Source organism: Sphingomonas dokdonensis (genome assembly GCF_002197685.1).
Taxonomy (GTDB): Bacteria; Pseudomonadota; Alphaproteobacteria; order Sphingomonadales; family Sphingomonadaceae; genus Sphingomonas; species Sphingomonas dokdonensis.
The window spans coordinates 171352-183985 of the sequence record NZ_NBBI01000004.1 but is presented as its reverse complement, the minus strand read 5'-3'; the positions used below and the strand labels follow the sequence as shown (position 1 = coordinate 183985).

The following is a 12634-nucleotide window of genomic DNA, read 5'->3' as shown; positions in this document are numbered from 1 at the left end:
CGGCAAATAACGAGAAAGAGAGGCGAGGAATGACTGATCTGGTGCTGCTGGACATCGAGGATGGGGTCGCCACGGTGACGCTGAACCGGCCGGAGGCGATGAACGCATTGTCGTCGGCGCTGCGGTCGCAGCTTTATCGCGTGATGACGCAGGTGGATGCGGACGATGCGGTGCGCGCGGTGGTGCTGACCGGGGCAGGCGAGCGCGCGTTCACCGCCGGACTGGACCTGAAGGAACTGGGGTCGACGGCGGGGGCACTTGGCTCGGCCAATGCGACGGGCGCGGACGAGAATCCGGTCAAGGCGATCGAACTGTGTCGCAAGCCGGTGATCGGCGCGATCAACGGCGTGGCGATCACCGGCGGGTTCGAGGTGGCGCTGGCCTGCGACATCCTGATCGCCAGCGAGAAGGCGCGCTTTGCCGATACGCATGCGCGCGTCGGCGTGATGCCGGGTTGGGGCCTGAGCCAGAAGTTGTCGCGGCTGATCGGCATTTCGCGTGCCAAGGAGCTGTCGCTGAGCGGCAACTTCCTGGATGCCGAGACGGCGGCACGTTGGGGACTGGTGAACCGGGTGGTGCCGGCGAACGAGCTACTGACCACCGCCAGGGCACTGGCGCGCGACATCGCGTCGGCCGATCCGGACTTCATCGCCGCGTACAAGAAGCTGATCGACGATGGTTTCGCGCGTCCGTTCGGCGATGCGATGGCGCTGGAACATGAGCGTTCGTCCGCCGCCAATCGCGCGGTGACGCCCGAGGCAGTGGAGGCGCGGCGCGCGGCGGTGCAGGCGCGAGGCCGGTCACAATAGGTCTTTGGTTTTGCGGAGTTCGCGCTAGCTTGTCGGTCGGGGAGTTTACGGGAGGTGCCGATGCGTTGGCGCGGATTGCTTGGGTTGCTGGGGATGCTGGCCGCGGCGGCGCCAGCGCAGGCCGAATGGCTTGAGGCGAGGTCGCGGCATTTCACGCTGATCTCCGACACCAACGAAAAGACGCTGCGGCAACAATCGGAGGCGCTGGAGCGGCTCGACTGGGGTTTGCGCCGGTTTCTCAACGTGACGGATGAGCCGGATATCGCCTCACGCAAGGTGACGGTATTCCTCGTCAATGACGGCGATGTTCGGCGACTGTGCCAATGTACCAACGCCGCGGGCTTTTACCTCTCGCGCGTCAGCGGCTCGATCGCGTTTGGTGCCAAGGGCGGCTGGACGGACGGCAACGATTTCGGGCGGATCGTCCTGTTCCACGAATATGCCCACCACTTTTTGTTGGGCACCTACGACATCGCCTTTCCCGCCTGGTATTCGGAAGGCTTCGCCGAATTCGCCTCCACCATGCGGATCACCGACCAGAATGCCACGATCGGCTATGCGGCGCAGCATCGCGCTTATGGATTGATGGAGGGGCAGCGCTTCACCGCGCGGCAGATGTTCGGCCCGAAGATGCGGCTTTCGGCGGCGCAGATGGATGCCTTCTACGGGCGCGGCTGGCTGATGACGCATTATTTCAGCTTCGATCGCGCAAGAAACAGCCAGCTTCTGGCGTATATCAGCGCGATCAACCGCGGCACCCCATCCGTCACCGCGGCGGAAGAAGCGTTTGGCGATCTGCAGGAACTGGATCGCAGCCTGTCGGGCTATCTGGGGCGGCGGCGCTTGGTGGGCATGACGATGCCGTTCGGCGACACGGCCACACCGCCGATCACCATTCGGCCGCTGACGAAGGGCGAGGCCGATCTGATCGACCTGCGAATGCAATCGGTGCGCGGGGTGGATCGCGGGGCCGGGCAGAAATTGTACGCGAAGGCGGCGCCGGTCGCTGCGCGCTACGACGATGATCCGGTGGCGCAGGGCTGGCTGGCGGAGATGGCCTTTGACGCCGGCGAGAATGACGCGGCGCTGGCGGCGGCTGCCAAAGCGCTCGCGCGGGATCCAAAATCGGGCCAGGCGCTACTCTACCAGGGTCGGGTGAAGCTACGTCGGCTGACCGACGCCAAGTCGACCGACGCCGCGGCGTGGAATGCGGCGCGCGACAGTATCATTGCGGCGAATCGCGTGGACCCCGACGACCCCGAGCCCTTGTGGTGGTTCTGGCAGAGTTTCATGCTGCAAGGGATCGAGCCGCGCGCCTCATCGATCAAGGGCCTGTATCGTGCGCAGGAGTTGGCGCCGCAGGACGATATCGTGCGCTTTGCCGCGGCGATGGCGCGGATCGAGGCGGGCGAGATCCCGGCGGCGCAGCGCCTGTTGCGACCGCTCGCTTATCATCCGCACGCCCCGGCCGACAATCCGGCGAGCCGTGTGTTGGCCGCACTGGACGCCGGCAAGGTCGGCAAGGCGGCGATCAATGCCGTCGACGCCAAGGAGGAAGGAGGCGCGCCGACCGCCGCTCATTGAAGAATCGAAAGCGGTCAGCCGGCTTTACGCCGGCGCCGTGATCAGCCGCCGTTTTCCCGGAACAGCGTGAGAGTGCGGTCGCGCGCCAGATCGGCGGACGGCTCGTGATAATCCTTGCGGCGATCCGAGTTGAAGCCGTGGCCGGCCTCGTAGACATAGACCTGTGCCAGCGGGAAATCCTTGGCGATCACGGCTTCGACGCCTTCCATCGGGATGCCGTGGTCGTAGCGACCGAAATGGGCGATTACGGGCACGCGCGGCGGCGCCTTTTCGGCGAAGGCCGGGATCATGCTGCCGTAATAGGCTGACGCAGCAGCCACGCCGTCGAGTTGCGTCGCGGCCGCCCAGGCGACGGAGCCGCCATAGCAATAGCCAATCACGAAAACCGGGCCATTCTCGCGCAGGGCGTCGATGCAGCTTTGGGTGTCCTTGAGCGACAGATCGAACGGATGGAGCGTGCGGGCAAGCTCCACCGCGCGCTCGAAGTCGGACCCGGTGTAGCTCGCCTCGAAGCCCGGATGCTCGCGGTCGAAGAGGGCGGGGGCGAGCACCTCATAGCCCTCCGCGGCGAAATCATCGGCCATCTCGCGGATGTGACCGGTGACGCCGAAGATCTCCTGCACCAGCACCACGCCGCCGCGACGCTCACCCTCGGCCATGGCATGGTAAACGGCGATGCTTTGGCCATCGCCCATCGTCATGCGGATCATTTCGCCCATGGTCATCCCCTCGTTACAGCGTGTTGCATCATTGCTACCCCTTTGCTACGCGCCGGCCAACCCAAGCGACGGCGCCACCAGCGCGCCGTGTTTTCGTATGGGGGCTTAACTTTTTTGTGCGAACGGGGATCGAATCGCGTGGATGGTTCCAGCGGTAATCTAGGCAGCAGCATCCAGGCGAGCCTGGGCGGACGATATGCGACCGCGCTGTTCGACCTCGCCGAGCAGGCGAAGACGATCGATACGGTAGAGGCCAGCCTGACCAAGGTGCGTGCCGCGCTGGATCAGTCGGATGACTTCAAGGCGCTGACCACCTCGCCGGTGGTGCCGCGCGAGGCGGCGGGCAAGGCCGTGCTGTCGACGGCGGACGAACTGGGCGTCGATCCGACCACGCGAAACTTCCTGGGCGTGCTGGCGCAGAACCGCCGTTTGGCGCAGCTGCCCGCGATCATTCGCGCCTTCCGCCAGCTGGCTGCGCGCCATCGCGGCGAAGTGACCGCCGACGTGACCAGCGCGCACCCGCTGACCGACGATCAGGTTGTCGAGCTAAAGCAGCAGCTTCGCCAGCGTGTCGGTCGCGAGGTGTCGGTTGATCTTGCGGTTGATCCCGCGCTCCTGGGCGGGCTTGTCGTCCGCATCGGTTCTCAGATGATCGATTCGTCGATCCGTACCCGCTTGAATGCGCTTGCCAGCGCGATGAAAGGCTAAGTGATGGATATCCGCGCCGCAGAAATCTCGAAGGTCATCAAGGACCAGATCGCCAACTTCAACACCGAGGCTCAGGTCAGCGAGACCGGCCAGGTGCTCAGCGTCGGTGACGGCATCGCCCGCATCTATGGCCTCGACAACGTCCAGGCGGGCGAGATGGTCGAGTTCGCCAATGGCGTGCAGGGCATGGCGCTGAACCTCGAGGCCGATAACGTCGGCGTCGTGATTTTCGGGTCTGACTCGGAGATCAAGGAAGGCGACATCGTCAAGCGTACCGGCACGATCGTGGACGTGCCGGTTGGCCGCGGCCTGCTCGGCCGCGTGGTCGATGGTCTCGGCAACCCGATCGACGGCAAGGGCCCGATCGTCAGCACTGAGCGTCGCCGTGTCGAGGTGAAGGCGCCCGGCATCATCCCGCGCAAGTCGGTGCACGAGCCGGTGCAGACTGGCCTTAAGGCAATCGACGCGCTGGTGCCGGTGGGTCGTGGTCAGCGCGAGCTGATCATCGGTGACCGTCAGACGGGCAAGTCCGCGATCGCAATCGATACGTTCATCAACCAGAAGTCGGTCAACGCCGGCGACGACGAATCAAAGAAGCTGTACTGCGTGTACGTCGCCGTCGGCCAGAAGCGCTCGACCGTGGCGCAGCTGGTGCGCACGCTGACCGAGAATGGCGCGATGGATTATTCCATCATCATCGCCGCAACTGCGTCCGATCCGGCGCCGCTGCAGTTCCTGGCGCCGTACACCGGCACCGCGATGGGCGAGTTCTTCCGCGACAACGGCATGCATGCCGTGATCGTGTTCGACGATCTGTCCAAGCAGGCCGTCGCTTATCGTCAGATGTCGCTGCTGCTGCGCCGTCCGCCGGGCCGTGAAGCTTATCCGGGCGACGTGTTCTATCTTCACTCGCGCCTGCTGGAGCGCGCGGCGAAGATGAACGACGCCAATGGCGGCGGCTCGCTGACCGCATTGCCGATCATCGAGACGCAGGCGGGCGACGTGTCGGCCTACATCCCGACGAACGTGATTTCGATCACCGATGGCCAGATCTTCCTCGAGACCGACCTGTTCTTCGCGGGCATCCGCCCGGCGATCAACGTCGGCCTGTCGGTGAGCCGCGTCGGCTCGGCCGCGCAGACCAAGGCGATGAAGAAGGTGTCGGGCTCGATCAAGCTGGAGCTGGCGCAGTATCGCGAAATGGCGGCCTTTGCGCAGTTCGGCTCGGACCTCGATGCCTCGACGCAGAAGCTGCTGAACCGCGGTGCACGCCTGACCGAGCTCTTGAAGCAGCCGCAGTTCTCGCCGTTGCCGTTTGAGGAACAAACGGTGTCGATCTTCGCCGGCACCAACGGCTATCTCGACAATGTGCCGGTGCAGGATGTGACCCGTTACGAGGCGGCGATGCTCGCGTTCATGCGCGACCAGCATGGCGACACGCTGAAGCTGATCCGCGATAGCCGCGACCTCGGCGGCGACGCACAGGCGCAGGTGAAGAGCGCGCTGGACGCATTCGCGAAGACGTTTGCTTGAGACTTCGCGCTCTTCTCCCGACAGAGAAGAGAGCGGACGAGCGTAGCGAAGTCGGGAGAAGGGCAGGGCACAACAGCCTGCGGCTGCCCCTCTCCCGGACCCGCTCCCCAACAGAAGGGACGGGGAGACTGAAGGACCATCATGGCTAGTTTGAAGGCCCTCAAGATCCGCATCGGCTCGGTGAAGTCGACGCAGAAGATCACCAAGGCGATGAAGATGGTCGCCGCGGCCAAGCTGCGCCGGGCGCAGGAGGCGGCGATCGCCGGCCGTCCGTATGCCGAGCGGCTTGAGGCGGTGATGGCGAGCCTTGCGTCCAAGGTCGGCGTGACCGAAGGCAGCTCGAAGCTGCTGGCGGGTACGGGCAAGGACCAGGTGCATCTGCTGGTCGTCGCGACCTCCGAGCGCGGCCTGGCCGGTGCGTTCAACACCAACATCGTGCGTGCGGCGCGCAAGAAGGCTGAAGAGCTGGAGCGCCAGGGCAAGACGGTGCGCTTTTACCTAGCGGGCAAAAAGGGGCGCGTGCTGCGCCGTTTCTATCCCGACGGCATCGTCGCCGATCACGAGCTGGGACAGCACAAGGTGCTCGGCTTCGATCAGGCGCGCGAAGTCGCCGACGACCTGATCGCCCGTTACGAAGCGGGTGAGTTCGACGTGGCGCATCTGTTCTACGCCAAGTTCCAGTCGGCGCTGGTGCAGATCCCGATCGGACAGCAGATCATTCCGGTGTCCGTGCCGACCGGCACGGTATCCGCCGCAAACGACGGCGATGCCGCGGTGGAATATGAGCCCGACGAGGAAGCGATCCTTGCCGAGCTGCTGCCGCGCAACGTGGCGATCCAGATCTTCCGCGCGATGCAGGAAAATGCCGCTTCCGAGCAGGGCAGCCGCATGACCGCGATGGATAATGCCACCCGCAATGCCGGCGACATGATCAAGCGTTTGTCGATCCAGTACAACCGTGCGCGTCAGGCGGCGATCACGACCGAGCTGGTCGAGATCATCTCTGGCGCAGAAGCGCTCTAAGTTTCGAAAGCAGGAAGCAGAACATGGCCACCGTCCTTGAGGATCGCTCGACCATTTCGGGCAGCAACAATGTGGGCCGCATCAGCCAGGTGATCGGCGCCGTTGTCGACGTGACGTTCGAGCAGGATCACCTGCCGGCGATCCTGTCGGCGTTGGAGACGAGCAACAACGGCCAGCGGCTGGTGCTCGAAGTGGCGCAGCACCTGGGCGAGAACACGGTGCGCACCATTGCGATGGACTCGACCGAGGGGCTGACCCGCGGGCAGAACGTGACGGACACGGGCGCGCAGATCACCGTGCCGGTCGGCCCGGCGACGCTCGGCCGCATCTTGAACGTCGTCGGCGAGCCGATCGACGAGCGCGGCCCGGTGAACTCGGCGCATCACGCGCCGATCCACGCGTCGGCCCCGCTGTTCGTCGATCAGTCGACCGAAAGCTCGATCCTGGTGACGGGCATCAAGGTGATTGACCTGCTCGCGCCGTACGCGAAGGGCGGCAAGATCGGCCTGTTCGGCGGTGCCGGCGTGGGCAAGACCGTGCTCATCCAGGAACTGATCAACAACATCGCCAAGGGCCATGGCGGTACCTCGGTGTTCGCGGGCGTGGGTGAGCGGACCCGCGAGGGCAACGACCTGTATCACGAGTTCCTCGACGCCGGCGTTATCGCCAAGGATGCCGACGGCAACCCGATCAGCGAAGGCTCCAAGGTGGCGCTGGTATTCGGCCAGATGAACGAGCCGCCGGGCGCGCGTGCGCGCGTCGCACTTTCGGGCCTGACGATCGCCGAGTACTTCCGCGACGTGGAAGGCCAGGACGTGCTGTTCTTCGTCGACAACATCTTCCGCTTCACGCAGGCGGGCGCAGAAGTGTCGGCGCTGCTCGGCCGTATCCCGTCGGCGGTGGGCTATCAGCCGACGCTCTCGACCGACATGGGCGCCCTGCAGGAGCGCATCACCTCGACCAACAAGGGATCGATCACCTCGGTGCAGGCCGTGTACGTGCCCGCGGACGATCTTACCGATCCGGCGCCGGCTACGTCGTTCGCCCACTTGGATGCGACGACGGTGCTCAACCGTGCGATCTCCGAGCTCGGCATCTATCCGGCAGTGGATCCGCTCGACTCGACCAGCCGCGTGCTGGAGCCGCGCGTCGTCGGCCAGGAGCATTACGAGACGGCACGTGCGGTTCAGACGATCCTGCAGAAGTACAAGTCGCTGCAGGATATCATCGCCATTCTCGGCATGGACGAGCTGTCCGAAGAGGATAAGCTGACCGTCAGCCGCGCGCGCAAGATCCAGCGCTTCCTCAGCCAGCCGTTCCACGTCGCGGAAGTGTTCACGAACATCCCGGGCAAGTTCGTGCAGATCGAGGACACGGTTCGCTCGTTCAAGGCGGTGGTGAACGGCGAGTACGATCACCTGCCGGAAGCGGCCTTCTACATGGTCGGCGGCATCGACGAAGTCGTCGCCAAGGCCGAGAAGCTGGCGCAGGAAGCGTAAGCCTTTCTGCACCCTCTCCTCTTCGGGGGAGAGGGCAGGGGACAGGGATTGTACGAGCCGCTTCTCACTGCTCCTCTTTCCAACCTTCTTCCCGGAGGGGAGAGGGAGATAAGGTATTGTCATGCTGCATTTCGAACTCGTCACGCCTGAGCGTCTTGTCCGTAGCGAGAGCGTGTACATGGTGACCGTTCCCGGCACCGAAGGCGACTTCGGGGTGCTGGAAGGGCATGCGCCGCTGATGTCGACGATCCGTGATGGCGATCTGCTGGTACAGCGCACGCAGGGCGCTGTACCAGAGACGATTGCGATCCGCGGCGGTTTTGCCGAGGTGAACGCCAAGGGGCTGACGGTGCTGGCCGAACACGCCAGCTGATCCAAGGCGCCAGTTCCGGTGAAAAAGCGCGTTCGCTCAAGTAGCGGGCGCGCTTTTTTAGTGTGCTAAGTTGAACAAGCAGCTCAGCTGCTGCCGAGCTTTTGCCGCTCTTCTCTTGACTGGCTGCGTCTCGCGCGGCGTCAGGCTTGTGCGAAGCTGCGGGTCAGGAAGTCGGCGTAGATGTCGGTCAAGGTGTGCAGATCGGCGACCGCCACGGCTTCGTCGAGCTTGTGCATGGTGGCATTGATGAGGCCGAACTCGATCACCGGGCAAACGGCGGCGAGGAAGCGTGCGTCCGAGGTGCCGCCGCTGGTGGAAAGCTCCGGCACCAAACCGGTCCGCGCCTCGATCGCGGCGCACAGCGTGGCGGAAAGCTGTCCGGGCTGTGTCAGGAAGGCTTCGCCGGATACGACGGGACGGATGGTCGCCTCTGGTGCGTGCCGCTTTACGATGGCGGCGATGCGGGTGCCGAGCTCTTCGCCGCGATGCAAATCATTGAAACGGATCGAAAGGCGGGCGCTCGCCTTGGCCGGGATGACGTTGGTGGCGGGATTGCCGACGGTGATGTCGGTCACCTCGATGTTTGACGGCTGAAACCAGTCAGTGCCGGTGTCGAGTACGACCCCGTCGATCTCCGAAAGCGCAGCGACGAGGGGCGTGATCGGATTGTCGGCGAGGTGGGGATAGGCGACGTGCCCCTGGCGACCGGGCACGTCGATCCAGATGTTGACCGAGCCGCGACGGCCGATCTTGATCGTGTCGCCCAGGCGCGCGGTGGACGTGGGTTCGCCCACGAGGCAGACATCAGGCTTGATATTGCGTGCGGCCATGCGATCGATCAACGCACGAGTCCCGTGGATCGCGGGACCCTCTTCGTCGCCGGTGATGATGAGGCTGGTGGTGCCCGGACCATCCACGCGTGATGCGGCGGCGACGAAGGCGGCGATCGCGCCCTTCATGTCCACCGCGCCGCGGCCATAGAGTAGGTCGCCGCGGACCTCTGGCGCGAACGGGCCGCTGGTCCAGCCGTCGCCGGGCGGCACGACATCGAGATGGCCGGCGAAGGCGATGTGCGGTGCGCCGCTGCCGCGCACGGCAAGCAAATTTTCCACCGGCCCGTCGGGTGCTTCGCCAGCGACGAAACGATCGATGTGAAACCCAAGCGGCACGAGTGCCGCCTCGAGCGCATCGAACACCGGGCCGCGCGCCGGGGTGACGCTTTCACAGGCGAGCAGCGCCATGGCGAGCGCGACGGGATCGATCATGTGCGGGCGGGCTGCTCGAATTGCTCGATCACCCAATCTTCCTCCTGCGCGCCGGCGATCCAATCCTGCATGAAAGGGTGGGTGAGGACCGCGTTGATGTACGCACCGGCGAAGCGTGCGATCGGGAGCGAATAGGTGATGATGCGGGTGCAGACGGGGGCGAACATGATGTCCGCGGCCCCGAATTCGCCAAACAGGAACTGGCCGTCGCCGCCGAAGCGCGCGCGAGCCTGCGCCCACAACTCCATCAGGCGAGTGAGATCGGCGACGACCGCCTCGGACGAGGGCACGGGATCGTAGACCTGGCGGATATTCATGCTGTGTTCGCGGCGCAAAGCGACGAAGCTCGAGTGCATTTCGGCCGCCATCGAGCGGGCCATGGCCCGGGCTGCGTCGTCCGCCGGCCAGAAGCGATCGCGCCCTACCTTGTCTGCGAGATATTCGACAATGGCGAGGCTGTCCCAAACGACCGCCTCACCGTCCCACAGGATAGGAACCTTGCCCGACGAGGGCGCAAACTCGGCACCCTCGCGACGGCGATCCCAATCCTGGTCGTAGAGTGGGACGACCACCTCCTCGAACGGCAGGCCCGATTGCTTGCAGGCGAGCCAGCCGCGGAGCGACCAGGAGGAATAGGCCTTGTTGCCGATGATGAGCTTCATGCGGCGGGCGTATCGCCGCATTGGCCCCGGTGCAACCGAGGCTGCGTGGCGCTCAGCCGATCGCCTCGATCACCGCGGCGCGCAGTTCGGCAACGCCCATGCCCTTTTCGGATGAGGTGGCGATGATGTCGGGGTGCGCGGCGGGGCGCTTGCGTGCTTCCGCGATCGTGCGCTCGGTAACGTCCTGAAGCTCGGTCGCCTTGATCTTGTCCGCCTTGGTCAGGACCATGCGATAGCTGACGGCGGCCTTGTCGAGCATGTCGAGGATCTCGCGATCCACGTCCTTGATCCCGTGACGCGCGTCGATGAGCACCAGGGCGCGCTTCAGCACCTGCCGCCCGCGCAGGAAGTCGTTCACGAGGAAGCGCCACTTCTTCACCATGTCCTTGGGCGCCTTGGCGAAGCCATAGCCGGGCATGTCGACGAGGCGGAAGAGCATGGGCTCGCCGACGTCGAAGAAGTTCAGCTCCTGTGTGCGGCCGGGCGTGACCGAGGTACGCGCCAACGCCTTGCGACCGGTTAGCGCATTGATCAGCGACGATTTGCCTACGTTCGAGCGGCCGGCAAAGGCGACTTCGGGCACGGTGGGATCGGGCAGGAACTGGAGCGCGGGGGCGGACTTCAGGAAGCTGATCGGGCCGGCGAACACCTTGCGTGCGGCCTCGATCGCCTCGGGCGAGCGAACCGGATCATGCTCGTCCACGCCAGCCTGCGGCTGGTTGTCCTCCGCAGGCTGGAAAGGATCGGTCATTTCGCGGGTGCTTCCTTGAGGCCCGGATGGCGGGCGTAGAGCAGCTTCTGCTGCAGGATGGTTAGGCAGTTGGAGGTGATCCAGTACACCTGGAGGCCGACTGCGAACGGCGCCATCACGAACATCAGCACCCACGGCATCAGCGAGAAGATCTGCTTTTGCGCATCATCCATCGGTGCCGGGTTCAGCTTGAACTGGAAGTACATGCTGATGCCCAGCAGGATCGGCACCACACCGATCGCCAAGAAGTGCGGCGGCGTGAAGGACAGGAGACCGAACAGATTCACCGGCGTCAGCGGATCGGGTGCGGACAGATCCTTGATCCAGCCGACGAAAGGCTGATGCCGCATTTCGATCGTCAGCATGAGCATCTTGTACAGCGCGTAGAAGATCGGGATCTGAAGCAGGGTGGGGGCGCAGCCGGCGAGCGGATTGACCTTTTCCGCCTTGTACAGCGCCATGATCTCCTGCTGCATGCGTGGCTTGTCGTCCTTGTAGCGCTCCTGGATGGCCTTCATCTTGGGCTGCACGGCGCGCATGTTCGCCATGGAGCGGAACTGGCGCTGGGCGACCGGGAACATGAGCAGACGGATCGTCAGCGTCAGGAGGATAATCGCGACGCCGAAGTTGCCCACCTGGCGGAACAGCCAGTCGAGATAATAGAAGATCGGCTTTTCGATGACCCGGAACCAGCCCCAGTCCAGCGCATAGTCGAAGCGGTTGACGCCTTCTTTGTCGGTATAGTGATCGAGCAGGCGCACTTCCTTTGCGCCGGCAAAGAAACGGCTGGTCTGCGTTACCTGGCGGCCTGGCTGCAGCAGCTGGGCGTTACTGGTGTAATCGGCCTGATAGGCGGTGCCGGCACCGCGGCGGAACTGGCCGTCGAAGGGACGCGCCTGATCGGGGATCAGCGCGGTCAGCCAGTATTTGTCAACAAAGCCGAGCCAGCCGCCGGTGGTCGAGAAGCGCTGCGCCCCTTCGTCCACGTGCTTGAAGTCGACGTCATAATCGGCGTGGTCGTTGTGGACCGACATCGGGCCGACGTGATTGGTCCAGCTGCTGGGATCCTTCGACACACTGGCTCGATTGACGAGGCCGTATGCGGCGACTGGGACGGCGCCTGCGCCACCGTTCGCCACCGTCTGCTTGACGCTGAACATATAGCCATCGTCGACCGACAGCTCGATGGCGAAACGCTGGCCCGTGGCGTTGGCGGCGGTGAGGGTGACGGGCTTGCCGGGCGCGAGCAACTGCGACGAAGCGGTCCAGACGGCATCTGCGGCCGGCGGCGCCAGGCCGTCGTCCCGCCAGCCGAAACCGGCGAAATAAGCGTCAGGCGCGCCGGCGGGTGAGAGCAGGCGAACAGGCGGCGAGTTCTTCGCCACCGTCTCGTTGTAGTTCTTCAGCACCAGATCGTCGATGCGGGCGCCACGCAGGTTGATCGAGCCGCGCATCGTGGGCGTGTCGATCTGGACCCGCGGCGTCTCACGCAGAACGGCAGCGCGATCGCGAGTAGCGGCGGGCGAGTCGGCGGTGGGATCAGCGGAAGGCTTGGGCAGCACCTTCTGCTTGCCGTCCTCGATCTTGGTCACCGGGGGATTGGCAGTCGGGAAGAACCGGTTCTGGATCACCGGCCAGCCGAACAGGATCAGCGCCGCGATCACCGCGAACAGCACGAAGTTCTTATTGTCTTTGTTCACGAGCGCCC

Annotated in this window: 12 protein-coding genes; 7 read left to right on the top strand and 5 right to left on the bottom strand. The window is 64.7% G+C overall.

The genetic code is table 11. The features are described from left to right. Nucleotides 1–29 precede the first annotated feature (29 nt). Together SPDO_RS11735 and SPDO_RS11730 are read left to right on the top strand one after the other, a co-directional pair. Entirely contained in the window at nt 30–809 is a 780-nt protein-coding gene (locus SPDO_RS11735; protein ID WP_088367686.1) for an enoyl-CoA hydratase, read from the top strand. 60 nt (nt 810–869) lie between these two features. Beyond that, nucleotides 870–2393, top strand: a complete 1524-nt coding sequence (locus tag SPDO_RS11730; RefSeq protein WP_143559648.1) for a hypothetical protein — start codon at nt 870–872, stop codon at nt 2391–2393. Nucleotides 2394–2434: 41 nt separating this feature from the next. On the opposite strand, the gene SPDO_RS11725 is transcribed toward SPDO_RS11730, so the two are convergent. Continuing rightward, a complete protein-coding gene (locus SPDO_RS11725; RefSeq protein ID WP_088367684.1) occupies nt 2435–3118 on the bottom strand; it encodes a dienelactone hydrolase family protein in 684 nt (227 codons plus the stop codon). 132 nt (nt 3119–3250) lie between these two features. Between SPDO_RS11725 and SPDO_RS11720 the strand changes: the two genes are divergently transcribed. The 5 genes from SPDO_RS11720 (at nt 3251) to SPDO_RS11700 (ending at nt 8248) form a co-directional block, all read left to right on the top strand. After that, complete coding sequence (locus tag SPDO_RS11720; RefSeq protein ID WP_245829425.1) at nt 3251–3820, top strand: F0F1 ATP synthase subunit delta; 570 nt, start codon at nt 3251–3253, stop codon at nt 3818–3820. 3 nt (nt 3821–3823) lie between these two features. Then, nucleotides 3824–5353: a F0F1 ATP synthase subunit alpha gene (gene atpA / locus SPDO_RS11715; protein WP_088367683.1), complete on the top strand. Its 1530-nt coding sequence runs from the start codon at nt 3824–3826 to the stop codon at nt 5351–5353. Nucleotides 5354–5494: 141 nt separating this feature from the next. Continuing rightward, on the top strand, nt 5495–6376 hold the full coding sequence (locus tag SPDO_RS11710) for a F0F1 ATP synthase subunit gamma (protein ID WP_088367682.1): 882 nt from the start codon (nt 5495–5497) through the stop codon (nt 6374–6376). A gap of 23 nt (nt 6377–6399) precedes the next feature. After that, nucleotides 6400–7875 (top strand): F0F1 ATP synthase subunit beta, encoded by a 1476-nt coding sequence (gene atpD / locus SPDO_RS11705; RefSeq protein WP_088367681.1) that lies wholly within the window; start codon nt 6400–6402, stop codon nt 7873–7875. 121 nt (nt 7876–7996) lie between these two features. Further along, nucleotides 7997–8248 carry an ATP synthase F1 subunit epsilon gene (locus tag SPDO_RS11700; protein ID WP_088367680.1) on the top strand — a complete coding sequence of 84 codons (252 nt, stop codon included), beginning with the start codon at nt 7997–7999 and terminating at the stop codon, nt 8246–8248. A 140-nt stretch (nt 8249–8388) separates the two neighbouring features. Here the strand turns inward: SPDO_RS11700 and dapE are convergent, their stop codons facing one another. Genes dapE through yidC form a run of 4 tightly spaced genes read right to left on the bottom strand, consistent with a single transcriptional unit; the run spans nt 8389 to nt 12626 of the window. Next, on the bottom strand, nt 8389–9513 hold the full coding sequence (gene dapE, locus SPDO_RS11695; protein ID WP_088367679.1) for a succinyl-diaminopimelate desuccinylase: 1125 nt from the start codon (nt 9511–9513) through the stop codon (nt 8389–8391). Continuing rightward, nucleotides 9510–10175 carry a glutathione S-transferase family protein gene (locus SPDO_RS11690; RefSeq protein ID WP_088367678.1) on the bottom strand — a complete coding sequence of 222 codons (666 nt, stop codon included), beginning with the start codon at nt 10173–10175 and terminating at the stop codon, nt 9510–9512. Before SPDO_RS11690 ends, dapE begins: the two co-directional genes overlap by 4 nt. 52 nt (nt 10176–10227) lie before the next feature. Beyond that, nucleotides 10228–10926 (bottom strand): ribosome biogenesis GTP-binding protein YihA/YsxC, encoded by a 699-nt coding sequence (yihA, locus tag SPDO_RS11685; protein ID WP_088367677.1) that lies wholly within the window; start codon nt 10924–10926, stop codon nt 10228–10230. Then, a complete protein-coding gene (gene yidC, locus SPDO_RS11680; RefSeq protein ID WP_088367676.1) occupies nt 10923–12626 on the bottom strand; it encodes a membrane protein insertase YidC in 1704 nt (567 codons plus the stop codon). The genes yihA and yidC overlap by 4 nt, the downstream gene beginning before the upstream one ends. Nucleotides 12627–12634 lie beyond the last annotated feature (8 nt).

Bases quoted from the DNA above. Each gene is read 5' to 3' on its own strand.
- atpD (WP_088367681.1), top strand. From the start codon at position 6,400: ATGGCCACCGTCCTTGAGGATCGCTCGACCATTTCGGGCAGCAACAAT.
- SPDO_RS11730 (WP_143559648.1), top strand. From the start codon at position 870: ATGCGTTGGCGCGGATTGCTTGGGTTGCTGGGGATGCTGGCCGCGGCG.
- dapE (WP_088367679.1), bottom strand. From the start codon at position 9,513: ATGATCGATCCCGTCGCGCTCGCCATGGCGCTGCTCGCCTGTGAAAGC.
- SPDO_RS11735 (WP_088367686.1), top strand. From the start codon at position 30: ATGACTGATCTGGTGCTGCTGGACATCGAGGATGGGGTCGCCACGGTG.
- SPDO_RS11725 (WP_088367684.1), bottom strand. From the start codon at position 3,118: ATGACCATGGGCGAAATGATCCGCATGACGATGGGCGATGGCCAAAGC.
- SPDO_RS11690 (WP_088367678.1), bottom strand. From the start codon at position 10,175: ATGAAGCTCATCATCGGCAACAAGGCCTATTCCTCCTGGTCGCTCCGC.
- SPDO_RS11700 (WP_088367680.1), top strand. From the start codon at position 7,997: ATGCTGCATTTCGAACTCGTCACGCCTGAGCGTCTTGTCCGTAGCGAG.
- yihA (WP_088367677.1), bottom strand. From the start codon at position 10,926: ATGACCGATCCTTTCCAGCCTGCGGAGGACAACCAGCCGCAGGCTGGC.
- SPDO_RS11710 (WP_088367682.1), top strand. From the start codon at position 5,495: ATGGCTAGTTTGAAGGCCCTCAAGATCCGCATCGGCTCGGTGAAGTCG.
- atpA (WP_088367683.1), top strand. From the start codon at position 3,824: ATGGATATCCGCGCCGCAGAAATCTCGAAGGTCATCAAGGACCAGATC.